Raw genomic sequence first — 23,071 nt, forward strand, 5'->3', positions numbered from 1 at the left:
TCAAAGATATTATTGATATTTTTTGTAATGGCTAATTTAAGCCCAAAATATCGTCCAACACTGTGTCTGAGTCGCGTGAATCCTTGGTCGCCTCAGTATTTTCTGCATTTTCCATGTCGTGATCAGCATCTGTCACGCGCAGGTCGTATGAGCGATCAGAAATTCTCGATTGAACGCGAGTTAATTCATTATAAAGAGCGCGGTAGTTTAGCTTCCCATATTCGTAATCAACAGCTTTGATATCTTTTGCCGTCATTTCGACTTTTAAATAGATCAGTTCTTCTAATTGCTCTTGTGGAAGTAGAGAAATCAGGAATCCAACTCCGATTTTATCGAAGATTCCGTGCTCGTTAAGTTTTACCAGCTTCTTAGTCATAATCTCAGAATCGTCTTCTTTGTTCTGAAGGATCGTGTAGATGTCGGAAGCCAGGTTGTGAAGACGTTCTTGTTTAATGAAGCGACCGATGAACAGGAAGTCTTTTAAACGCTCCCATGCCGTGTTTTCTTCACTGTCATCTAAGATGTGCTCTTTTTTCTTCTGAACTGTATAGGCGATTAAAAGTTTATCGATTTCAGCAAGACTATAACTCTTAAGGTAGTTAAAGCCCTGGGCCTTAAGAACCAGTTGCAAATAGATGCGGGCATCTTTTTTATCTACACCAGATTTCCAGGCATCAAGGTCGATCTTGTCACCAAACATCGTTGGAACTTGTCCGATCATGAACTTTTGAACAATTCTTTGCTCCTTTGAGCTTAAGAATTTATCTTTGCGCTCAAAAGTTACACCGTAGTCCGGGTTTTTTGCTTTTGTGTTTTCAGCATTCAGGCGCGGGATAAGGGCGAAGTTGTTTTGGAAGCTTTGGTCTTTAAGGTCAAAGATCCACTTTCCAAACTTCTGCTCCATATACTTTGAGTATGTAGGGTAGAAGAACTCCAGGTTGTTTTCATTCTTATCGATGAACGTCACCTTGCTTTCTGTGTAGGCCTTATCTTTTTTGTAGCTCATGAATAAAAGGGCCATCTTTAACTTGTTTGTGTGCCCTTGGTAGTCAGTGAATCCTTTGAAGATTCTGGTGATACGACGATCTTTTGGGTCTAGTTTTTTGTCTGCTTCAAAAACTTTTTCCGCTTTTTCAAATGAAGACACAAGTTTGTCTTTTAGTTCATAAGCATCAAGCTTGTTGATAACAACAACGTCTTTAAACTTTAGAGTCGTCTTTAGGATTTGGTCGTAAGCTTCTTTTGCTTCTGCATTTTTTAAATCGAAAACGTAGTCTACGATAAACTGCGCTCCAGGGTTAACTGAATATCCCATTTGTACCAGGTCGCGGTCAAAGAGACGGTCGATTTGACGGTCAAGCACTCTCACTCTAAAGAATTTAAATGAAACACCCGCTCCAGCAGTTGTTCCGCGGTCGTACCCACGACGAGAAATCATTTTTAAACGAACGTGAGTTTCATCAATTTTAAAGACCTGAACGATAAACTCTCCACTTAGAATCCAGTACACACCTGCATTTGCACTCACTACAACTGGAGTTACAGTTGAAGTTGAAACACCCGCTTGAACAGCGATGTTCAATGACGCTGGCATAGAAACGAAATCACCAGGTTCTAGATTTTTAAGAGCTAAATCAGCTGAGAGTGGAAGTCTTTTTGGACTGTATGGTAAGGCCTTTAGAGCGGCCTTTTTTTCTTTGAATTGTCTTACGAAGAAAAAGCTATTTTGACGGTTAACTGAGAACGAAAAAGGAAGTTCAACAAAATTCTCTACAATATCGCCGATGTTAATGTTTGCTTTTAGATCCCACTTATCAATTCTTGTATAGTATTGATCCTGATAAGAAGCTTCAACTTCATAGCGGTATTTACCGGCGATGTTTACACCTTGAACAAGGTCAAAATCACCGAGGTCAGCGCTGAAGTTGATATCGAGATCAGCAACTTCTTCGCGTATTTTTCCAGGAATGTCCCTCTTTTCAAGGTAATCGCCAAGTCCGGCATTGGCCGTTTGGGCGAAAGTGACAGTAAGAATCGACGCTAAGAATAGAGTTAATTTAAGCTGTTTCATAAAGTTTTCCTTCGAGTGTATAGGGCATACTAACTCTTTGCGGTGCTGTGCGCCACGCATGGGGAAGGAGTATGTATTTTTTACTATGTGGTGCGAGCGTCTTTTGCTAAAATCTTTGAAGTCATGAGTTTATTAGACCCACTTCTAGCGATCGCCACCGATCCTTTAGCATTTTTCCAGTTCTTCGGCTACTGGGGACTGGCCGCAATTTTATTTGCGGAGGTAGGCCTTTTTGGATTTTTCCTACCTGGAGATTCACTACTTTTGACCCTTGGTCTGATCTCGGCCAAAGGGGATATCGATATCAATGTCCTGATTCCATCGCTTCTAGTGGCCACTATCTTAGGGGATCATTTCAGCTACTTCTTGGGGCGCAAATTCGCCGATTGGACCAGAAGAAATATGAATAAGATTCTCCTGGAGGAAAAGCACCTAGAGATGGCCCACCAGTTCTATTTGAAGCATGGCGGGAAGACCATTCTGTTCTGTAAATTTATCGCCTTTGTCCGTACCTTCGCCCCATTCATCGCGGGGACCAGCAAAATGAACTACCTTAAATTCACTCTTTACGAGGTGGCAGGAGCTGTCATCTGGGTAGTGGGAATTGTTGGGGGAGCTCATTACCTTGGTAAAACTGTCGACTTTGACATCACAAAGTACTTCCATTACTTTGTCATTTTGTTGATTATTTTGCTTATTTCGCCATTTTTCTTAAAATTCTTCAAGAATAAGCGATAATAGAATCATAAAATATTTATTGTGTAGAACTGTTAAATCAAGGGGATTTGATGAAGAGCCCAAACGTACTTAAACCTGACTTACGACTAACTCTAAAGGATGGTGTCCATCGCGAATTCCGTTCAGATGATTTCTGGAGAGTAATTCCGGCATGGAAAGATGTCTCTAAGGAAGAGTTCGGCGATCATATGTGGCAGCTGAAAAACTCAATTAAAAAAGTAGAGCAGGTAAGAACTGTTTTAGGTGAATTATGTTCAGAAGAGTTTTACCAAGACATGCTTCTTGGACAACATAAGACACCAATGAACATCAGGATCACTCCTTATGTATTCGCGCTGATTGACTGGAAAGACCCGGTTAATGATCCGCTTAGAAAACAATTCCTTCCGATTGGTTCTCAATTCTTAGAAGATCACCCGTACTACGAAGCAGACTCTCTTCACGAAGATGTAGACGCTCCGGTTCCGGGTCTGACTCATAGATACTATGATAAAGTTCTTTTCCTTCCGACGACCATTTGCCCGGTTTACTGTTCATATTGTACGCGTTCACGCTTAATTGGTGGATCGACTGAGACAGTTGAAAAGGAAACTTACGGGGTCAATGCCGCGAGAATGGAAGCTGCTTTTGAATACATCAGAAACACTCCACGTGTTGAAGACGTGGTTATCTCTGGTGGTGACGCTTTCATGTTAACTGCAAAACAAATCACACTGATTGGTGAATCACTTTTAGATATCCCACACATCAGACGTATTCGTTTTGCCACAAAAGGGATTGCGATTTTCCCTCAGAAAATCACATCTGATCATGAATGGTTTGAGGCGCTGGCAGCTGTTCATAAAAAAGGTCAAGCGATGGGGAAAGCGGTGTTTGTTCACACTCACTTTTCTTCTCCAAAAGAAATCACGATCTACTCAAAAATGGCGATGGATAGATTATTCCAGGCCGGCATCATCGTAAGAAACCAAGCGGTTCTTCAAGAAGGTGTTAACGATAACATCAACGACATGGTTCTTCTGATCCGTCAGATGGAATACATGAACGTTCAGCCATACTACGTTTATATCCACGATATGGTTCCAGGATGCGAGCACTTTAGGACAACAATTGCTGAAGCTGTCGCTCTAGAAAAAGCAATGCGTGGAACGACTGCAGGATTTAACACACCAACATTCGTGTGTGATGCTCCTGGTGGTGGTGGTAAACGCCATATTGCTTCTTACGAGTATTATGACCAGGAAAACGGGATTTCAGTTTGGACAGCACCAAATGTAAAACCAGGCGAAGTCTTTTTCTATTTCGATCCAATCAGAAAGCTCTCACCAGAAGCTCAAGCTCGCTGGGCCGATCCAAAAATGAGAGAGCAAATGATTGCTGACGCTAAAAAGAAGGCCGGATTCTAATTTATGTTTAAAGAACTTCAGGAAGTCGCAAAGCTCATCCAACAGGTTGAGCAACGCCTTCCTGAATGTCAGGATTTGATTAGGACAGAAGTTCTCACCACCATCACTTATCAAAACGAATCATTTCCCATCCACGCTTTTGTTATCGGATCAGAGGATAAAACAGCACCAACACTAGGGCTCTTTGCCGGTGTTCATGGACTAGAGCGCGTAGGCACGCATGTGCTTTTGGGATTTTTAAAAAGTTTTTTCACTCAATGCCAGTGGGATACTTCTTTAAGAGAGTCTCTTAAAAATTTCAGGATTGTTTCTATTCCCATTATTAATCCCGTCGGGATGAAACTGCTTCGCCGCTCAAACGGCAACGGTGTCGACTTAATGAGAAACTCTCCGGTCGAGGCCGATAAAGGGCCTTGGTATAAAATGTACCGCGGTCACCGTTATGGGCCTAAGTACCCATGGTACAGAGGAGTTGCCGGGCAACTTGAGGCCGAAAATTATGCGGTTTCTGAGTTTGTAAAAAGAGAAATGTTCCCGGCCAAGATTTCCATGGGGCTCGATTTTCACTCGGGGTTTGGACTAAAAGACCGTCTATGGTTTCCTTACGCTAAAAGCTCTGAGCCTTTTATGTTTAGGGATATCGTCGATCGCGCGGTGGACTTATATGAGAACACTCATCCACATCACATCTATAAAATTGAGCAGCAATCCGATTCCTATACAACTCACGGAGATTTGTGGGATTACCTATTTTTTGAATCGAGAAAATCTCATCCCGAGAATATTTTTATTCCATGGACACTGGAAATGGGGTCGTGGAGCTGGCTTAAAAAAAATCCTATTCAGCTTTTTTCTAAACAAGGTTTTTTCAATCCGGTGGTTGAACACCGTTTTCAAAGAACTATGAGACGCCACTACATCCTGATTGAATTTATCACCAGACTAATGCAAAACACGGATGCCTGGGTAATTAAAAAAGAGGAGGCATAAGATGCGCGCTCTTTTTTTAAGAGGACTCACTCGCGAAATCGCTCACTGGAGAGGCCTTCCAGAACTGTTTTTTGAAAAAACGAAAATCCCGGTTCTTTCTCTTGATCTTCCCGGGGCCGGAATGTTTCATGAAATGACTTCTCCTCGCGATTTAGATTCTTATGTGGAGTTTCTTCGTCAAAAAGTCAGCAAGGGAGACCCGCTCATTTTGATTGGGATTTCAATGGGGGGAATGATCGCTCTTCGCTGGTCTTTATTGTACCCTGATGAAGTCTGCATGGTTTTTACTATCAATTCATCGGCAAAAAATCTCTCGGGACCATTGAAGCGTTTTAATTTAAAAGAATGGAGAGTTCTTTTAGAGATTCTACTTACTAAAACAGTAGAAAAAAAAGAAGGCCTGATTCTTAATCTCACCACCAACAAATTAGACGCCCAGAAAAAAGCGGAGATCCAAAAGATCTTTGTTCGCATTCAAAGTGAGAGGCCGGTTTCTGTTGTCTCAAGCCTCAACCAACTTTATGTTGCCAGCACTTTTAGAATTACCCAACGCCCGAAGGTGCCCGTAACGGTGATTTATTCAAAAGGCGATCGCTTAGTGGATTCAAGTTGTTCGGAAGAGCTCATTAGGTTTTTGGGCGCCAAAAAAGCTGTGCATCCGGACGCCGGTCACGACCTTCCCCTAGACGACCCCCAATGGCTTTTATCGGAATTAGCGAAGATTCCATAATTTCAGTACGATTTAAGTGAAGTATTCCTTCGGGTTTATTTAATAGATTTTCCCGGTAGTCCTGTTACATTTTAAGGTGAAGAATTGTTTACTATTTTTGACTTGGTAATCTTGACAGTAGAGAGATTGCTCCCAAAATATAAGCATTAAAACTTATTGGAGAAAATTATTTATGAAACGTTGGCTCATTTTTGCGGCCGTATCTTTAGCGATCTCAATCACAATTAGCGTGATCATGTCCGCCCTGGGTATTGGTCATTACATCTCTCAAGGGGGAATTCAGTACGGCTCTCTTATGGCGTTCTGTCTTCTTTGGGGTATGGGTGGTTCTTTTATCGCTCTTTTACTTTCAAAACAAATGGCGAAGTGGACTATGGGTGTTCAAATCGTCACACTTGATGGTCCTCACAGAGGGATTGTTGAGAAAGTTCACCGCCTTTCTCGCCGTGCAGGTTTAACAGAAATGCCGGAAGTAGGTATTTATCAATCAATGGAAGTAAACGCCTTTGCTACTGGTAGATCGAGAAACTCATCTCTGGTGGCAGTTTCAACCGGACTTCTAAGCAGAATGAATGATGCTGAAGTTGAAGGTGTTCTTGCTCACGAGGTTGCCCACATTGCTAACGGCGACATGGTGACGATGACTCTGGTTCAAGGTGTAGTGAACGCCTTCGTTATGTTCTTCTCAAGAATTGCGGCCTTCGCTATTTCTCAGGCCCTAAGAGGAAATAGTGACGATGAACGCGACTCAGCTCCAAACCCATTCGTGAATATGGCGCTGGTTTTTGTTTTCGATATCATCTTCGGTCTTTTAGCAATGCCAATCGTCGCTTGGTTTTCTCGCTACAGAGAGTTCCGTGCAGATAAAGGCGGAGCTGATTTAGCTGGGCGTGAAAAAATGATCGCTGCTCTTGAGTCACTTCAAAGAGCGTACCCTCAGCTAGCTGCTGAAGGAAATAACGGCGATGGAAAAGCTGACCCGAACTTCAGGTCAATGCAGATTTCAAGCAAAGCAGGGGTCATGGCACTGTTTTCAACTCACCCGCCATTAGAAGTGAGAATCGAAGCTTTAAGAAGAGGATCTGTTTAATCTAATTTTAATGGGAGTCGTGAGAGAGTTTTTTGGTAATCGCTAATTAACTCTTTCATGACTTCTTCCACACTAGGAATGTCTTTAATCAAACTGACAATCTGGCCTATCTCTAATTCTCCGGACGAAAGATCACCATCGAGCATTCCCATTTTTGCGCGGTACTTCCCCAGGTGTTCGTTGAGTTTATTTTTTAACTCATCTCCGGTGAATGTTTCTTCAATGGTTTTAATTTCATTAGAAAATTGATTCTGCAAAAGCCTGACAGGAACAGTTTTTCTCATCATGATTTGAGTCGAATGGGGAAGAGCTTCGAGTGCGAGTTTTTTAAAATTTTCATGTGCGCTTGATTCACGGGTCATGAGAAAACGCGTGCCCAGCTGAACCCCCTCGGCCCCTAAGGCCATGGCGGCGGCGATAGAGCTCCCAGAAGCGATTCCTCCTGCGGCGATTAATGGCAGGGAGATCTTTTCCCTGACTTGCGGGATAAGAGTCATCGTGGTTATTTCCTCGCGACCGTTATGCCCTCCGGCCTCAAATCCTTCGGCCACAATGGCATCCACTCCGGCCTCGGCACACTTAAGAGCAAGTTCAGGTGAGCTGGTCACATGAGTGACGATCGCGCCTTTTTGTTTTAAATAAGCAGTGAATTTTTTCGGCGACCCGGCCGATGTAAAAAATATTTTTACTCCCAGATCAAGAGCGCAGTCGATTTGTTCCTGAGCTTTTTCGTACAAGAGTGGAACGTTCACGCCAAAAGGTTTATTCGTGAGCCCCTGGGCCTTTAAAATGTGTTGTTTAAGTAGATCAGGCTTCATAGAGCCTGCACCGATTAAGCCTAGTCCTCCGGCGTTTGAGACGCTTGCTGCGAGCTTTCCGCCCGAAACCCAGACCATTCCGCCCTGGATGATAGGATATTGGATACCAAAGAGGTCAGTGATTCTATTTTTCATAAGAAAATAGTAACTGATTAAACTTTTTTAGGAAAATACAATCTGACGATCATTCCAGTCTGGTCCATACGGCGGGCCCATTCAACTTTTCCATGAAGGTTCTTCATGTTTCGAATCATGATTTCTTTACCAATGCCGTGGGGGATAATAGAAACATCATTAACTGTTGTGTACTCGTCCTGCTGCTGTTTGCCAGTTCCATTGTCAACGATCTCATAAATACAGTGAGTGCCATTATCCAGAAGCCTAATGATGATTTTTGTTGATTGGGCCTTAACAGAGTTATCAAGAGCGTTTTCGATGACCTGAAATACTTGCTGGATATTGAGTTCGATGTGGAAGAAGTCTTGAGGTTTGTAGTCGCGGGTTTCGTTTTTAATTTGCACTGGAAAAAGAAGCTGAGCCGTTTCTGTCAGGAGGTCCATCTGTCGGACGAGCTCCTGTGGAGTGTACATGATGGGAGGATACTCATTTGTGCGCTGGAGTTCTCTGTAGGCATCGTTAATTAGCTCTGAAATCCTCACGAGATTGGTTCTGATAGGGAAAAATTCTTCTTCACCATACTTCTTAGATAAAAGCGCTGTATGAACTGAAATCAATGTCAGTTTATTTCTTATATCGTGCAGATAAGTCAGCATGTACTTTGTATTCTCCGTGGGTGTTTATACTATAAACGTAGTATTCCTCTAGGAATGTGTCAAGAGAGGGAGAGTCCTTGCCTAGCTTGAAAACTATTTAGCCCTTTTTTCGGGCCTTAATGAGGTATTTTGTTGCCGCCATAACGTTGCAATCGTCTTGCATTTCGTTCAAGTAAGTCTGGCTAAAGTTTAAGTATTTATTTTCGTCAGGAAAATATTTAGATAAATGGCCCTTACCTTGCTCAAGCCGCATGCGGTTATTTTCTCTTTCTAGTTCCAATCGTTCACCCTTGAAAAAAAAAGTTTCCGCATTCCAATCTACATCCTGAAAGCCATTTTGCTTTAAAAACTGTGGTAGCTTGCGGGCTATTTCAAAATCCTGAGGAAGTTTAGATTTTAGATTTTTGAGCTCCTGATTAAAGGAATCATTTTTAGTATAGAAATTGAAAAAGATATCATCGAAGTTAATGATATAGATTAATCCATTCGGTTTAAGAATACGATTTAGCTCTTTAATAATGTTAATAGGGTTAGGTATATGCTCGTAAATGTAACGGCATATGATGATATCGTATGTATTACTTGCAAAGTCTGTTTTCTCCAGGGAGTAATTATAAAAAAGAACTTCATTTATAGAGGAGAATCTCTCCTGTGCCTGTTTAATTCTATCTTCTGAAAAATCGACTCCGTGAATTGATTTCATTCCCATTGAAAGAAGTTTTTCAACAACATTTCCATTTCCACAACCAGCATCGAGAATAAGTTTGTCAGAGTTCCACTGAAAATGGGCAAGTTCTTTGTCTAAATCATAGACATCAATTTTATTTTGAAAGTCTAACCTCATGTTTTCGTCAGCATGATCAATAAGATAATTTTTCATTATTGTTTCCCATTATAATAGTCGGACGCATTAGTTATGCATTATATGCCAGTCGGAATTTATTGTCAGGAGGTATTATTGTTCCATAATAAAAAAAAGTTCAGGGTTGTAGTGATAGATTACCCGATTTTTGCCTTGGATGATTCTTTTTGTTCAAATCTTTTAGGTAAGGCCTTAAAGATGAAATTTGATGGTTATGAAGCGGCCTATGGAAATAATATTCTGCCAATGGATAAGGCCGATTTTTTTGGAACACATATTCTTTTTTGTGAAGAGACAGTTAATGAATTAATCCCAATTTTTGCTTATAAGGCGACACCTTTGGATAGGTGCATAGATAATTGTTTTGAATTTCCAGGACTCACCTTAATGAAAGCGGATGGAGATCCAGGATGTGTTGATGAAATTAATCGAATCATTGCAGAAGTCAATGCACCTGAGCTTATTTCTTTTGATTCATCATGGGCGCAAAACCTGGATTACAGGCAGGATCCTGAACTCAAAGAATGGCTCAAAGAAATTATGATGATGGTGATTGTAAAGCATCATGAAGAATTCAATATTCCCCATATGATTACGTGTGGAGTGGTGAAAGTTAAAACAGACCAGTTCTTTTTAAAAATTGGTCTTAATAAATTGACAGAGAAAGCGCATTTTTATCAAAAAAATTTAAAAGGAGCTGAAGCCGTCATTTTTTATAATAATAAATTCTCATTGATTGCCAACCAAATGGCCTTCAAGCATGCTGGATTGTGGAAAAACAAATTACTGATAGATGGTCTTGGAATCAGAGAGCTTAGAGCGAGACGCGCGGCCTAAAGATTTAAACGGAGTCATGTCCATTAGGTAGCGATTTGTTGAGTCTCCATTTTGAAGAGAAGCAATTTGAGTGATAGGAGAGTTAAGGCCGTACTTATAGTAAGTCATGCTGGAAATAACACCCATTCTGGTCAGACATACTTCACGGCTGCCGAATTCAGTTAAGTTAATCTTCATTTCTTCAAGAACATGTTTTCTTGGAATTGCATCAATAATGACGTGATTGCCAACAATGTTATCAATTTTATAATGATAATTTTTGTCAAATAAGTGAGTGCATTCTTCAAAAAATGTACTCACGACATCTTCGATTGTTTTTGGTGCAGTCAGTTTATTTTTTAAGAAATCGCCCTTAACGACAAAAGGAGTCTGTTGGCCCATGGCCTTGTATTCTTTCTCTGAAAATTTGTAAGTGTTATTTAAATAACTAACAATGTCTGAGATTAAGTTCACGTTCACTTTCTGTTCAGACCCGTTAAAGATGTCATCAGTAAGGTTGAACTTTCGAATTAAGTTAACTTTGGCGCGAAATCCTCTAACCAATTCAAGGTAACTAATAATATTTTTGATTGGTTGAAGTTCACTATAAGTAGCATAGGTGTATCGCTCAGGCAGAAGAGTCTGCCCTGTGGCCGATTCGATTTTAATTCTAAATTCTTGTTTTAGCAGGTCTTCGAAGTGAAAATTCATCTTCTCTGCAAATTCAAAAACACAGTCTAAGGGAAGAAAAAAAGCACCTTGTCTATGTTTTACATAGTCCTCATATGAAAGCCCTAAAGTTTCAGCAAACTTCTGGTCACTCAGAAGAAGGCTATCTTTGATCTTTTCTAGATTGCTCCAGAAAATTTGGTTTTCATTAAGCATAGAGTACTTGCCATCTCTGGTCTTTTTTCACCTCCGTGATTTGCGGAGCTGAAACTTTCATATTCTTTGTCGCTTTCATGATGTGGTACGGGTACAGGAAGTTGTAGTTCATGACCAGTTCCGACTTCTCAAGCGATTTTACGTGTGGAAGGTTTTTCTTTTTTAGGTTGATGAAGTACTCACCCTTGTTTCCGAATTCGTATTCAAGGATGTTGTCGTTGTCATCGTTAATGATAGAGAAAATGCCATCAGATGAGTCAACGGCCATAAGATCTTTCATTTGTCTTCCAAGCGCGTGCTCAAAGTTCAGGTCTAGAAGAGCTACTGACTTAGCGTTGATTTTATTTTCTTCAAGGAAAGAGAAGAAGGTATCAGCAAACTCAGTTGTCAGCGGGTGGTTTAAAATGAAGAAGATCTCTTTTGAGATTTTGTTGTCTTTTAAAAACGACTCAAATGATTTGCTGTGTTTTATCATCAGGAAGTCATAAAGAGGGCGAATCTTTCTCACATTGAAGATGTAGTTATTTTTTGAGAAGTCAAAACCAGGGGCCAGTGATGAACCTTCAGTTTTTAGCTTTTGGAAAGCGGCCTCATCGAATTCCACTCCACTGTATGTGAAGCAGTATGGGTCCTGGATGTTGAATGCTCTTAGGAATCTAAACCAAAGGCCAAGTTCCGGGCTCATAGCTGCGGCTTCAATTTTAGAAATCGTTCCTTGAGTAACGCCTAGGATAGCTGAAAATTCTGTCTGCTGAAGACGGTGGAATTTTCTTGTTGATTTAAAAAGGGCTGCGATGCTGTAGTTTGATTCTTTACTTACCATAACTGACTCTCGTGTTGTTTAGTGTGCACATTATTTAAAATATATTTCTTTTCAAAAACGTTTTTAGCAAAATCCGAAAGCATTTTATTAAACACTACACCTCTTTCAATCTGAGGTGAATGGCCCGCATCGATTACTTTTATCTGAGTGTTTGTTAACTCACTAGAAAACTCGCGTCGGATATAATCATTATTAATCAGGCTTTCTTTACTTGCCACTAAAAACATGACATCGCCATAAAAAGAATTGATCAGGTTTATTTCGTCTTCGTGGATGTTAGATATGACGTCAGCCAAAATACCAGTGCGAAAACGTGGATCACTCTTTAAAAAATCTTCTGTCGCCAAAGTTTTTTGAGCGCCGGTATAGTTCAATTCCGTCATTAAAAGTTCGATTTCCGCTGCAGTTGGATTCTCAAGATTAAGAGCTACACCCTTAGTATTGCCTGTAAAAGCACTAACATCAAAAGGTTTTTTCAGTGGAGGTGTACCAAAAAGAAAAAGTCCGTCAGGGTTAAAATTTTTTAATACGTTAATTGCTACGTGGCCGCCTAAGGAGTGCCCTATAAGTATAATATTGCTTAGTCTTAGGGCCTGGATAAATTCTGAGATGATTATTCCAAACTGTCTTAAACTGTAGGTTCCTTCTTTTGACGACTCTCCATGACCTGGAAGGTCTACAAAGATAAGACGAAAATTCTTCAGTTCGTCCGAATCCATTTGATTAGAAAAGGATCTGAGACTGTGCGAGTTCCCGTGAATAAAAAGAAGAGTTCGCTCCTGCGATTCATTTTTTTCAACGTAATGAATAGACTGTCCATAGGCCGTAAATTTCTTCATAAGGAATCGTCCCGTATTGGGCGTGATTGCCCTAGGTTATTATTCCTTTGTGAATCAGTTTAGGGAAGTCTTTTGTAATTATTTCTTCTTTTTTAAGGTGCGCTCAAGGGCCTTAATGATAATGGCCACATCGGGGCTTGGGTAACGCCTGAATAACTCTTCCGTGATTGGTTTAGGTTCCCCGCCGTTTTCCTTAAAGCGCATCAGCTCCAAAACGAAATGGTGGGCAACAATAAATACTTTTGAGAGGTCAGGGAGCTTCTCAATGGCGTTAGAGAAGCCTTTTCCATTGAAGGCCCCATGGTGGTGACGGATGATCTCATCGGCCCCAACGGGGGCTTCAGGGTGATTTTTAATCAATTGGGCCGCTTCGTTGGCGTGGTTAAAGACCAGGTCCCAGTCAGATTCATTCAAATGGGCCTTTTCCAGTTCCTCAAATGAATTAATATTGGCCAGGTTATCGCGGTCGGTCAGCATAATGTCATGGAAGAAAGAGGCAAAAGCGATCTTCTCGTTTGAGTTGTTGTCGTTGAGTTTTAGGTTCTTAATCACTTCACAGGCCACAACTGAAGTCATGTGGCTTCGTTGGTAAAGGAGTCCTGTTTTAGAGTTGATAACTTTATGAAGCAGGTTAGACATCTCTGGCGACTTTTCAAAGTTCTTCACCATGTTTTCAATGATGGTGTCAGTCAGCTGAATTGTCTCGCTGTTAAAGCCCAGTTTCATAATCTCTTTAGTGGCAATATCGTAAGACTCTCCCATGATCTGGATCTTTTGAGTTTCATCCAGATGAGGGGAATCTATCTTGTCTACCAGGCGGTTAGAGAGAAAAATGGCGAAGTTTTTATGGTGGTCCTTAGGAACGTGGAAGAATTCCAGTCCTTGCTCCAGATAGCGTTGAATAGAGTCTTTTGAAAACGTGTCGCCATTATGGATTCTTTTGACGTACTGGAATTCCGTCGGCGATTTTTTAATGCGGATAAAAACGTCACAGTTGACTGTGTCCAGGTTTAAAAAGTAACGAACCGGAATAGCAACGTAATCAGGAACAACTTTTTTGGCCAGGACTTCTTCACTGATTCCCAAAATCTTGGCCGAAGTCTGGATGACTTTTTCCCAGTCTTTATCGCTGGCAATGGCAATAGTGTGGTCGGTGCTTTTTTTCACTGCTCCACCTAAAGTCATAAGTCCGATTTCTAAATTGTTTTCGATAAGGTAGTCGTTGATGATATTGGCCGTGTCTTCACCTTCAATTTGTGAGTTGGTGATGATCAGGTCAATACTTGGCAGGATGGCCAGAAGGCTTAAAGTCTCCTGAGCATTCTTTCGGTGAATGAGATCCACTCCCAGATACGTTGTCAGGTTGACTGAAAGAAGATCGTTCATCGTTTTGTTGCTTTCGATTAAAATAACCTGGGCCATAAACATCCTTAAAAAATAACTGAGTTCTCTCTTTTATTTTAACTTAGATGTCTCTTAATTCAAGTGCTTTGGACCGGGAGAGTTCTGCCGAGAGGAGCGGGTCAGTCGTGCCAATGAGGCGCGCCTTGGTCATGGTCTTTTTTTGACCGAAGCCCTTTGCATTCTCAATTTGCCAGCCAGTGGCCAGGAGGGTCTTTCTGATACTGACGGAAGAGCTATAAGTGGAAAGGTAGACTTCCGGGTGTGACATTTTCTTTAGGTCCTTAAACCATTCTACGGTCCAGAGAGTTGGGTTTTTCTTAGGGGAAAAAGCATCCTGAAAGATCGCCGTCATCATAGGGAGTTTGCCCATTTTATAGGCATGGGGAAGAGTTTTTCGGCCATCACCAATATAGACGGTTACTGATAAATAGAGCTCAGGCGCAATGGAGACGCGGGTCTGGTAAGTGTTTTCATACTTAGTAAAGTTGAGTTCTGGAAAGTTTGTTTGGGCCGACCAGAGAAAAAGGTCTTCATCAAGTTCCATCGACGTGTAAGAAAAGTCCTTAAGATTTATTGAGGGGATTTCTTTGGCCGTGGCAATCAGCGCTTTTAAACCCAGCCCAATTCCGAAACCGACATCGAGGACGTGAACGTTTTTGTTTTGAGTTATTTGCTCGGGTATAAAACATCCAGAAATATAATTGTAGAGAGTTTCGTTGTAGGCACCTGAAAGATTGTGGCAAGCCTCATCGAAATATTCAGAGTAAACTGTCAGAGTATTATCCTCAGTCTCAATGATTTTGTAGTTTCCTAATTTTCCCTTAAAGTCCATGAGCATCCATTAATTAATTGTCAAAAATGTCGATAGATATCTTATGAGGAAGTCTATGATCAATCGACAGCTTTACTTATTTTCTACGCTCGCACTTATCCTGTCTGGATGTGGTGGCGGGCAAGCGGGAAGAACCCCGGCTTCGACGTTTTCATCGTCGGCAGAAATGGTTAGTGTCGCCGATTTGACCACAGATCAGAGGGCAATCGCAACAAGAATCTGTTATGCCTATCAATCAAAAAGTGCTAATTTCCGCTCGTCTCTTTATTCAGGTGGGACTTTTAATTTTAGTGTGGACTATAAAGACTGTTCACAGACCAGAAAGACTTATGCCGTCAATGGCATTTTGCAAGATAGTGGTTCAGGGTTAATTTATAAGTCATCAACGACTCAGGTCTTTGAACCAAATATCCAAACCAATAATTCAGGATTCCTGGCCCGTCTTTGCACTAAAATTCAAAACAATCAATCTATCAGCAATACCGCGACAGAAGGAACCGATCAGGTTCAGATCAACTTCTTTAAAGACACGATGGATGGGTACACGATCAAGTATTTTTCTCTGGATAAAGGTAAGATGGCACAAGTGGGTGCAGAGACTTTTAAAGTCAGGACCCAGTTTAACATTCAGCCAGGGCAAATCCTGGGAATGGATGAAGTCTACGCCGGCTACGAGGCCTGTTCAGGCACCGATAAAGCGGCCGAGCTCTTTCAGTATTTCACTGGTTTTAAGAAGTAATTAATTCTTTTTTTGCTGCTGCTCTTGCAACTTGTTGTTGTATTTGATGAAGCTGTTGTTGATCTCATTAACGTTCAGGTCAATGGTACTGTTGCCTTTATTTTCTTTTAAATCAGCTTTTTTGATTTGCTCTTGTAAAGCCTTGCCTTCGGCGCCATCCATTGTTTTTGCTTCGGCAAATAGGGAAGCCGTGTTTCTTTCGTTTGTGCCGCTCTTTTTGTCGTTTGTTTCCAGATAAGAAGACACGATGTTGTTAAACTGCATTAAATTTGAAAGATCAGATGTTCGCGAAGCCAGGTCATTTCTAATCTTTTCCAGTTTACTGATATCCTGATTGTCGATTTTCCCATCACTACTTGATGTTTTCGTTTCGATTTTCCTTCTCATTTCTTCAATGATGGCCTCTTTTTCATTCTTAAAGCGCGCTAAAATCTTAGACCTGATCTCTTCAATGGACTCCGCACTGGCCGTCAGCTTCTGGATTTCTTCGTCTTTAAATCCTTCTTCCTTCAGGTACTCGCGGACCTTTTCATCGTCTTTTAGTTCTTCGGTGAGCATTTCTTCCTGGGCAAGCTGGCGCATCCCCAATTCGGCAAAGGCCACTTCATTAGCTGATTTGTTGGTGCTTAAAAACTTCTTACAAACTTCGACGTTTTTAATGGTCTTAGTATCCACGTCCATACACTGATCAATTTCAGCGAGGTTGGCCTCATCCGGTTTTTTTAAAGAGTCTTCAACTTCTTTTTTAGTGATCTTTAAAATAGAGTCAGACGATGCTTTTTCACCATCTGTGACGATTTTCATATTGCCGGCAATCTGAGTGGTTCCTTCTTTTTCCAAAGAAGTGTAGAACTCTTTTTGTTTGTCGGCGATCTGGATGTTTTTTCTAGCTGTCTTTACATAGTCAGTGATTAAACAAGCACGCTGTTTAGAGCGTGAATTGATTGTCTGGCCAGAGTCACCCGCATTTCCTTCACAGACTTGGGCCACATTAAAAATACAGCTCGTCCATTTTCTCGAACTGGCCGTACCGGAAGCAAGGTCAAAGGTTGTGCTCTTAATAGATTTAAGATTGGTGTCTCGGTCTTCTTTGACTTCGTCCATTTTCTCTCTTAGAAGACATAAACCTTTGTCACAGCTTTTTGGGTCTGTATCCAGGCAGTAAGAGGTAAAAGCATTGATGATGGTTTTACCGAGCTCAGATTTATAAAGGTCGATGAATTTTCTGTGATCGACAGTTACAATAACGTTTTTATCTTTTTCGGCCGCACTAAGCGCCTTGTCAGGGTCGAGGATTTCATCGAGTTTTTTCCCGTAAAATTCACTCAAGGCCTGAACACTTGGGTCGCTGCTATAGTCAATTGAAGCGACTTGCGCGCTCGTCACCATATTCGTTTTACTGCTGGCCGGAGAACGTCCTTCAGTTGGTGCGCTTTTGTTGGTGTCGGCATAGGTCTGCATGACCATCTTTTTTAACTCAGGTTTATTTTTGACGTTATCCCAAATACACGTAGGGATATTTTCTGAATAGGCCTGGTTGTTTTTTTTGCATTCTTCGTAGATTGGTTTTACACCCGGGACATCAAGGAGCTTTTGAAGAGAGTCATTCACCACAATATCGCCTTGAACGCCGGATTTTTGCACAATCTTTTCTTTATCTGCAGCGAAGGCAAATGAGCTCAGGAGAGTGAATGCCAGAAGAATTGATACTTTCATAGTCCCCATGGGGTTATTGTACCAAACCTATCGGCTATTCTTGTAAAAACTGTATTTTTAGGGGGAAATTCACTTAGAGCTGCCCACTAATGATGGCACTTTCTAAGATTCTTTTTTACCTTTCATAAATCCCAGCCCAAAGACTGGACTCTCAGAGAGTTTTTGGCGTCTTTTATTATATTCTTCAGTCGTTCTGACAGAGGCATGGCCCACGTCTTTTGAAACTTTATACAGGTCAACTCCTGCATCCAGCGCCGATCCAATGTAGCTTGCTCTGGCCGAGTGAGGGGAAATGCGGTGGTTAATTCCGGCCTTTTTACACCATGTTTTAATGATGTAATCCACAGATTTTGGATTGAGTGGTTTGATGATATGTTCTGGCTCTAATGGGTTTTTAGAAGGCCTGAAAATCCAGTCTTCCGGATGAACAGCTTCGCCAGAACTCTCCAGGAAAGAGATGTATTCAATAATAATCTCAGCGCATTTAGGGTGTACAACCTTAGTGAGTTGTTTTCCGCCTTTGGCGCGGACTTCAATAATGTAATGGGAGTCTTTAGTGTAAAAATTCTTGCGCCTTAAATTGATTAATTCCGCTTTACGAATCCCAGTCGTAAAAAGTGTGTAGATTACGGCCTTGTGTAAAAGTCCTGGCCCTTTTAAGTCATCAAGTAGTGATAGGAGAGTTCCGATCTCGTCATCACTCAGGTCATTTGTTGGTTGAATGACTTCCTGGCGTGGGCGCTTAATTGATGAGCACGGGTTGAACTGAATCATATTCTTTTCGATCAGGAAATCAAAAAAACTTGAGTTCGCCGCTATCTTACGATTAATTGTTTTGGGAGCCAAATTATTGTCAGTCAGCCAGTTTCTGAAGGCCACGACATGTACGCGTTTGATGTCGTTGTAGCCGTTAACATCCTTAAAATTGTCTCTTAAAAATTCGCAAAATTGAGTGATGTCCAGACGGTAAGACTTACGTGTGTGAGGCGATTCAAAATTGTTGAAGAATTCGTACTCCAATTCAAAATTGAATGAAGACTCACTTTGGTAAAGCTTAAGAGAACCATTATTTTTTTTCGCTGGAACGTTCATAGTTAATTTAATTATATTCCAGTCGATATGTTTATAAAGAAATTTTAAAATAGGCAAAATTGTCAGTAGGAGAGTGCTATGCCACATACTCAGGAAATTAATATCGCTCTTTGCTTCAGCAATCCCTTGGAAGCGAAGAATTTTAGCCAAAGGCTAGGGGAGATCTCCCCTAAAGTTAACTTTGTTATTGGCAAAAATTTCGATGATTTTTTGAAGTCTATCGCTCGCCTGCCTAAAATTGATTGTTTTGTTATTGAAGAAACTTTTAAAGAATGTTCAGCTGAAGATTTAGTGGATAAATTGAAAAAAAGTCAGCGCTATAAAAAAGCCGTCATGTCTGTGTACACATCAAACCTTAAAACAGTTAATCATAAATTCCTTGAACTTGGTGTCGATTATATTTTTGACCTAATGAGCAGCTTTGATGAAGTCATTTGTCATTTAAAAAAAGCAATCTATAAAAAACTAACGCCAGTTATTCCCAAAGATTTTAATGTCATGGTCCTGGATAACAACCCTGAGATTTTAGAGCTGATTTCCATTCATTTGGGCGAACTAGGTCATGCTAAATTTGACCTTTGTAAAGGAATTCAAGAGGCCAAAATTAACTTGGTCGATAAAGACTACGACATGCTTTTATTGGATTGGAACTTAGATGATGGAACTTGTATCGATTTGATTGAATTCATCAAAACCAGCACCATTAGGCCGCGCACGAAATCTGCTTTAACCGTGGTTATCACCGGCCGCGATGATGTGGACGATATTATGACGTTGCTTCGCTATGGTATAAAAGACCATATTATCAAACCGTTTGATTTTAACGAATTTGAAGATAAGATTACCTATGCCTTAGATAAGCATTTAAAGCGAGGCTAAGGGATATGCCAGGACCAGGCATTTGTGCTTCTGGTCAATTGGAATAAGGGGCTCTACCCGATAACTTCCATTATCGGGTAGAGGGTTTCCGGCAGATTTTACCCCCTTTGGGACCTTTAAAACCCTTCAAGAACCCACTATAAACAAAAAAAGCTAACATTTCTGAGAAAATAAGTTCAAAATATCGGGATGAAATCAGGCCCTAATATTCGCGACATTTCTTCATACACTGTCATCTCGTTTCTTTTGACGACGATTTATTTTTACGTGGCCCAGTTTTCATTAATTATCACTAAAACTCCCGGACAATCATCGGCGTTTTTTATCCCGTCTGGACTGGCCGTGGGAATTCTGGTGGTTTTTGGCGCCCGTTATTTACCGGTCATTTTTATCGCAAAATTTATCCTGGGCCTGGTTAATGACCGAGGCCTTTACCTAAACCTGATTAGTTGTTTGGCCAGCGTTTCTGAAGCCTATATCGGGCTGTATCTTTATCAGGCGTTTAAAGACATTGTTGAAGAATACTTCGAATATCAGTCGACCTTGATAAGCGTTTCCATCGTTGCCTTATTTGCGCCGATTTTTTCGGCCTTAATTGGTGTGACGAATTTGTATTATCTGGGTGTCATCGCCGAAGATATGTATTTTTCTCATTTTGCCACTTGGTATATAGGCGATGTTTTAAGCATTTTGATTATTCTTCCAGCATTTTTAAGTTTTAAAGACACCAAACATCGTTTTTTTGATTTTATAGCACCTTTTGCGGCCTTCGCAATTACGTATATTTTTAAGTTCCAAGCCCTTGGCCCTTATCTATTTTTTGTTTTTTTATCGATTTTATTGCCGTGTTTATTAGGGACAATTCAGGGAATTTATTATGCGCTTATCACCGTATCCTTGGTGCTGAATTGGTTTTTAATTGGTCATGATGGGCCATTTTCAGTAGGCGACTACCAGGAAAACATGACCTCGATTCAGTTTTTCTTATTTGCTCTGGGGATTAGTGCCTTAGCATTGGAAGGATTTAAGAAAACCAGGCTGATTAAGAGTGCGATTGCTCCCCTTTTGGCCTTTTGGGTTTTAACCGGTTCGGTTTATTACTACTATTACTCGCAAAGAGAATTAGATAATGCGCGAATTATAACCAGTGTTATTGATGATTTTGAAAACCGTTTGATTGAAAAAATGGTTTTTTACGAAAATGCCATCAAAGGTGCATCGGGTTTTGTGTCGGGTTCAGAAAAAGTAGAACCTGATGAATGGGACGCATACGCTAAGTCGATTTCCATTGTTGATCAAATTAACGGTATAAAAGGAATAGGAGTTATTTATCCTAAATCGTTGAGCAATCGTCCGGCCTTGATTTATCCGGATCGTTTAAATGCCACCGGAAATTTTGAAAAAATAATTTATCACCCGGAATTGCGCGAGCTTTTTGAGCAATCTATTTACCGCAGTAATCCAATTCTGACTCCGGCCATTCATATTGATCTGTTTGGTGAAAAAAAGTCTTTCACTTCATTTCTAATTACGACCATAAAAAAACGCGACCGTTTTATCGGTTGGATCGTGGCAGCCGTTGAAATGGAGTCTTTTTTCAAATCACTGGCCGAATCTCGTTATCAATTGGTTGATATTGATATTTATGATGGGGATAACAGTTTTCTTGAACGCAAAGTCTACACTAAGATTGTCGATAAGCGTTTGAGAAATTCGGATAATAGCCATCCTAAGTTTTCGACTTTAAATCTGGCCGACCGCACGTTCACCATTGATTGGAATGAAACCCTCCGTTATATCACCAGCCATGGATCGCAAAACTCGATGCTGATTTTAGTTGGTTCTCTTTTTAGTCTTTTGATTACCGGCTTTATTTTGAATTTAAAACTCATCAGTGAAAAGGCCAATAAAATTGCCGGCAGTAAAACGATGGAGCTCAGAGAATCCGAAGAACGTTTTAAATCGCTCTTTGAAAACTCAAGTGACGCCGTTATTTTATTCAACAATAATGAAATTATTGACTGTAACCCGGAGAGTTTAGTTCTTTTTGGAAAGCGCTCGAAAAAAGACCTGATTAATTCTCCCCTTTATGATTTTTTCGCTATCCGCGACCTGGATTCGACAGAGGATAAAGAGCTCTTTAGGAATAAGGTCCGCGAAGTAAAGTATAAAAAAATGGTGAAATTTGAGTGTTTTTGCCTGCGTGGAGCACTCCCCTTCTTTGCGGAAATGCACCTTCACTATATTGAAGTTAATGATAAATTCATCTATCAAGCGGTTGTGCGCGATATTTCCGAGAGAAAGAAAATCGAACAGAATTTAACCAAGTCAAAAGAACTTGCTGAAGATGCGGCCAGAGCGAAATCCAATTTCCTTTCGACTATGTCCCATGAAATCAGGACACCATTAAACGGGGTTATCGGGATGATTAACATTATCCTGGAAGAAAATCCGAAATCAGAGATTCGTGAAGACCTGGAGACGATTAAATATTCGGCAGATAACTTACTTCACATTGTTAATGAAGTTCTCGATTACACAAAAATTGAATCGGGAAAAATCGTTTTAGAGAAAAAAGTTTTTAGTCTTAGGTCACTTTGTGAGAATGTTTTAAAGATTCATCGTCCGAAGGCCATGGAAAAAAACCTGAAGCTTTCGATGGAGATTGATCAAAAGGTGCCAGACCTGGTGATTGGTGATGAATACCGCAATACCCAGATTCTTAATAATCTTCTAAGTAACTCGCTAAAATTCACCAACGAAGGCGAAGTTAATCTCTATGTTCGTTTAAAACAGAAAAAAGAAGATTCGTGCATCATTGAATTTAAAGTATCAGATACCGGAATTGGAATCGATAAAGACAAACAGCGCGAGATTTTTAAAGATTTTACCCAGGCAGAGAGCGATCATACTAGAAAATATGGCGGAACAGGTCTAGGATTAGCGATTACAAAACGCCTGGTGGAAATCCAAAACGGTAAAATCGATGTCACTAGCGGACCTAAGTCCGGAACGACTTTTGTTTTTACGATCCATTTCGCGATTAAATCGGAACAGCCTATGAGTGTTACTTCAAATTCTCCTCAAAAAATCCAGGAAAGCTTCCAAGGCCAGCGCGTGCTTTTAGTTGAAGATAACCAGGTTAACATTATTGTGACGAAAAAATTCTTAGAGAAATGGGGCCTTAAGGTCGATGTTGCCATCAATGGTCTTGAAGCTGTTAACCACGTCCGTGCTATTAAATACGACCTGATTTTGATGGATCTTCATATGCCATTAATGGATGGATTTGAGGCCACTAAAAAGATCCGCGAGTTCAATAAAGAAACCCCTATCATTGGCCTTTCGGCCGATGTTATGACTGAAAGTGTCTCGAGTCTTCAGTCTATTGGGATGAATGATTTTGTGACTAAGCCATTTCGCCCTAATGATTTTTTTATTAAGCTGAAGTCTTATTTTTAGTTTTAAAAAAAAGCTCAGGAATCTACGATCTATTTGAGTATGATTATTCATTGACTTTAGTCAGCTATTCCCTTTGAATAGGACTTACACAATCTTTATAAATTCT

The 23,071-nt window shown here is 40.6% G+C and carries 20 protein-coding genes; 9 read left to right on the plus strand and 11 right to left on the minus strand.

Annotated elements, in window-relative coordinates:
- Window positions 1-31 precede the first annotated feature (31 nt).
- Window positions 32-2,071, minus strand: a complete 2,040-nt coding sequence (locus ACN20O_RS17320; RefSeq protein ID WP_491635514.1) for a hypothetical protein — start codon at window positions 2,069-2,071, stop codon at window positions 32-34.
- A gap of 123 nt (window positions 2,072-2,194) precedes the next feature.
- Here ACN20O_RS17320 and ACN20O_RS17325 point away from each other — a divergent pair, with 123 nt between their 5' ends.
- The 5 genes from ACN20O_RS17325 to htpX all read left to right on the plus strand — a co-directional run bounded on the left by ACN20O_RS17325 (window position 2,195) and on the right by htpX (window position 7,025).
- Entirely contained in the window at window positions 2,195-2,809 is a 615-nt protein-coding gene (locus tag ACN20O_RS17325; protein WP_491635517.1) for a DedA family protein, read from the plus strand.
- 50 nt (window positions 2,810-2,859) lie between these two features.
- Complete coding sequence (locus ACN20O_RS17330) at window positions 2,860-4,215, plus strand: KamA family radical SAM protein (protein WP_491635519.1); 1,356 nt, start codon at window positions 2,860-2,862, stop codon at window positions 4,213-4,215.
- A 3-nt stretch (window positions 4,216-4,218) separates the two neighbouring features.
- On the plus strand, window positions 4,219-5,205 hold the full coding sequence (locus ACN20O_RS17335) for a DUF2817 domain-containing protein (RefSeq protein WP_491635522.1): 987 nt from the start codon (window positions 4,219-4,221) through the stop codon (window positions 5,203-5,205).
- 1 nt (window position 5,206) lies between these two features.
- Entirely contained in the window at window positions 5,207-5,935 is a 729-nt protein-coding gene (locus tag ACN20O_RS17340) for an alpha/beta fold hydrolase (RefSeq protein WP_491635524.1), read from the plus strand.
- A 172-nt stretch (window positions 5,936-6,107) separates the two neighbouring features.
- A complete protein-coding gene (htpX, locus tag ACN20O_RS17345; RefSeq protein ID WP_102243596.1) occupies window positions 6,108-7,025 on the plus strand; it encodes a protease HtpX in 918 nt (305 codons plus the stop codon).
- Here htpX and ACN20O_RS17350 read toward each other — a convergent pair.
- From ACN20O_RS17350 to ACN20O_RS17360, 3 genes are all read right to left on the minus strand, one after another.
- Window positions 7,022-7,978, minus strand: coding sequence for an NAD(P)H-dependent flavin oxidoreductase (locus ACN20O_RS17350; protein ID WP_491635527.1), 957 nt, complete (start codon window positions 7,976-7,978; stop codon window positions 7,022-7,024). The genes htpX and ACN20O_RS17350 overlap by 4 nt on opposite strands.
- 17 nt (window positions 7,979-7,995) lie before the next feature.
- Window positions 7,996-8,616 carry a sensor histidine kinase gene (locus ACN20O_RS17355; RefSeq protein ID WP_491635529.1) on the minus strand — a complete coding sequence of 207 codons (621 nt, stop codon included), beginning with the start codon at window positions 8,614-8,616 and terminating at the stop codon, window positions 7,996-7,998.
- A 97-nt stretch (window positions 8,617-8,713) separates the two neighbouring features.
- On the minus strand, window positions 8,714-9,496 hold the full coding sequence (locus tag ACN20O_RS17360) for a class I SAM-dependent methyltransferase (RefSeq protein ID WP_491635531.1): 783 nt from the start codon (window positions 9,494-9,496) through the stop codon (window positions 8,714-8,716).
- A 78-nt stretch (window positions 9,497-9,574) separates the two neighbouring features.
- Here ACN20O_RS17360 and ACN20O_RS17365 point away from each other — a divergent pair, with 78 nt between their 5' ends.
- Window positions 9,575-10,315 (plus strand): hypothetical protein, encoded by a 741-nt coding sequence (locus ACN20O_RS17365; RefSeq protein WP_491635533.1) that lies wholly within the window; start codon window positions 9,575-9,577, stop codon window positions 10,313-10,315.
- Here the strand turns inward: ACN20O_RS17365 and ACN20O_RS17370 are convergent.
- From ACN20O_RS17370 to ACN20O_RS17390, 5 genes are all read right to left on the minus strand, one after another.
- Window positions 10,262-11,179: a hypothetical protein gene (locus ACN20O_RS17370; RefSeq protein ID WP_491635535.1), complete on the minus strand. Its 918-nt coding sequence runs from the start codon at window positions 11,177-11,179 to the stop codon at window positions 10,262-10,264. The genes ACN20O_RS17365 and ACN20O_RS17370 overlap by 54 nt on opposite strands.
- On the minus strand, window positions 11,172-12,002 hold the full coding sequence (locus ACN20O_RS17375) for a helix-turn-helix transcriptional regulator (RefSeq protein ID WP_491635537.1): 831 nt from the start codon (window positions 12,000-12,002) through the stop codon (window positions 11,172-11,174). The genes ACN20O_RS17370 and ACN20O_RS17375 overlap by 8 nt, the downstream gene beginning before the upstream one ends.
- Complete coding sequence (locus ACN20O_RS17380) at window positions 11,996-12,841, minus strand: alpha/beta fold hydrolase (protein ID WP_491635540.1); 846 nt, start codon at window positions 12,839-12,841, stop codon at window positions 11,996-11,998. Before ACN20O_RS17380 ends, ACN20O_RS17375 begins: the two co-directional genes overlap by 7 nt.
- Window positions 12,842-12,919: 78 nt before the next feature.
- Window positions 12,920-14,263: an HD-GYP domain-containing protein gene (locus ACN20O_RS17385; RefSeq protein WP_491635542.1), complete on the minus strand. Its 1,344-nt coding sequence runs from the start codon at window positions 14,261-14,263 to the stop codon at window positions 12,920-12,922.
- A 43-nt stretch (window positions 14,264-14,306) separates the two neighbouring features.
- Window positions 14,307-15,077, minus strand: coding sequence for a tRNA (5-methylaminomethyl-2-thiouridine)(34)-methyltransferase MnmD (locus tag ACN20O_RS17390; RefSeq protein ID WP_491635545.1), 771 nt, complete (start codon window positions 15,075-15,077; stop codon window positions 14,307-14,309).
- A 55-nt stretch (window positions 15,078-15,132) separates the two neighbouring features.
- Here ACN20O_RS17390 and ACN20O_RS17395 point away from each other — a divergent pair, with 55 nt between their 5' ends.
- Entirely contained in the window at window positions 15,133-15,816 is a 684-nt protein-coding gene (locus ACN20O_RS17395) for a hypothetical protein (protein ID WP_491635547.1), read from the plus strand.
- Here ACN20O_RS17395 and ACN20O_RS17400 read toward each other — a convergent pair whose 3' ends face one another.
- Both ACN20O_RS17400 and ACN20O_RS17405 read right to left on the minus strand, forming a co-directional pair.
- Window positions 15,817-17,532: a hypothetical protein gene (locus ACN20O_RS17400; protein WP_491635549.1), complete on the minus strand. Its 1,716-nt coding sequence runs from the start codon at window positions 17,530-17,532 to the stop codon at window positions 15,817-15,819.
- Window positions 17,533-17,634: 102 nt separating this feature from the next.
- A complete protein-coding gene (locus ACN20O_RS17405; RefSeq protein WP_491635551.1) occupies window positions 17,635-18,624 on the minus strand; it encodes a tyrosine-type recombinase/integrase in 990 nt (329 codons plus the stop codon).
- A gap of 78 nt (window positions 18,625-18,702) precedes the next feature.
- On the opposite strand from ACN20O_RS17405, the gene ACN20O_RS17410 reads away from it, so the two are divergent.
- Together ACN20O_RS17410 and ACN20O_RS17415 are read left to right on the plus strand one after the other, a co-directional pair.
- A complete protein-coding gene (locus ACN20O_RS17410; RefSeq protein WP_491635553.1) occupies window positions 18,703-19,503 on the plus strand; it encodes a response regulator in 801 nt (266 codons plus the stop codon).
- Window positions 19,504-19,692: 189 nt separating this feature from the next.
- Window positions 19,693-22,965: a response regulator gene (locus ACN20O_RS17415; RefSeq protein WP_491635555.1), complete on the plus strand. Its 3,273-nt coding sequence runs from the start codon at window positions 19,693-19,695 to the stop codon at window positions 22,963-22,965.
- The last annotated feature ends 106 nt before the right edge of the window (window positions 22,966-23,071 follow it).

This window comes from Bacteriovorax sp. As-1 (assembly GCF_058446905.1).

Bases quoted from the DNA above. Each gene is read 5' to 3' on its own strand.
- ACN20O_RS17360 (WP_491635531.1), bottom strand. From the start codon at position 9,496: ATGAAAAATTATCTTATTGATCATGCTGACGAAAACATGAGGTTAGAC.
- ACN20O_RS17405 (WP_491635551.1), bottom strand. From the start codon at position 18,624: ATGAACGTTCCAGCGAAAAAAAATAATGGTTCTCTTAAGCTTTACCAA.
- ACN20O_RS17395 (WP_491635547.1), top strand. From the start codon at position 15,133: ATGATCAATCGACAGCTTTACTTATTTTCTACGCTCGCACTTATCCTG.
- ACN20O_RS17355 (WP_491635529.1), bottom strand. From the start codon at position 8,616: ATGCTGACTTATCTGCACGATATAAGAAATAAACTGACATTGATTTCA.
- ACN20O_RS17390 (WP_491635545.1), bottom strand. From the start codon at position 15,077: ATGGACTTTAAGGGAAAATTAGGAAACTACAAAATCATTGAGACTGAG.
- ACN20O_RS17335 (WP_491635522.1), top strand. From the start codon at position 4,219: ATGTTTAAAGAACTTCAGGAAGTCGCAAAGCTCATCCAACAGGTTGAG.
- ACN20O_RS17350 (WP_491635527.1), bottom strand. From the start codon at position 7,978: ATGAAAAATAGAATCACTGACCTCTTTGGTATCCAATATCCTATCATC.
- ACN20O_RS17385 (WP_491635542.1), bottom strand. From the start codon at position 14,263: ATGGCCCAGGTTATTTTAATCGAAAGCAACAAAACGATGAACGATCTT.
- ACN20O_RS17330 (WP_491635519.1), top strand. From the start codon at position 2,860: ATGAAGAGCCCAAACGTACTTAAACCTGACTTACGACTAACTCTAAAG.
- ACN20O_RS17415 (WP_491635555.1), top strand. From the start codon at position 19,693: ATGAAATCAGGCCCTAATATTCGCGACATTTCTTCATACACTGTCATC.
- ACN20O_RS17400 (WP_491635549.1), bottom strand. From the start codon at position 17,532: ATGAAAGTATCAATTCTTCTGGCATTCACTCTCCTGAGCTCATTTGCC.
- ACN20O_RS17375 (WP_491635537.1), bottom strand. From the start codon at position 12,002: ATGGTAAGTAAAGAATCAAACTACAGCATCGCAGCCCTTTTTAAATCA.
- ACN20O_RS17380 (WP_491635540.1), bottom strand. From the start codon at position 12,841: ATGAAGAAATTTACGGCCTATGGACAGTCTATTCATTACGTTGAAAAA.
- ACN20O_RS17370 (WP_491635535.1), bottom strand. From the start codon at position 11,179: ATGCTTAATGAAAACCAAATTTTCTGGAGCAATCTAGAAAAGATCAAA.
- ACN20O_RS17320 (WP_491635514.1), bottom strand. From the start codon at position 2,071: ATGAAACAGCTTAAATTAACTCTATTCTTAGCGTCGATTCTTACTGTC.
- ACN20O_RS17325 (WP_491635517.1), top strand. From the start codon at position 2,195: ATGAGTTTATTAGACCCACTTCTAGCGATCGCCACCGATCCTTTAGCA.
- ACN20O_RS17410 (WP_491635553.1), top strand. From the start codon at position 18,703: ATGCCACATACTCAGGAAATTAATATCGCTCTTTGCTTCAGCAATCCC.
- htpX (WP_102243596.1), top strand. From the start codon at position 6,108: ATGAAACGTTGGCTCATTTTTGCGGCCGTATCTTTAGCGATCTCAATC.
- ACN20O_RS17340 (WP_491635524.1), top strand. From the start codon at position 5,207: ATGCGCGCTCTTTTTTTAAGAGGACTCACTCGCGAAATCGCTCACTGG.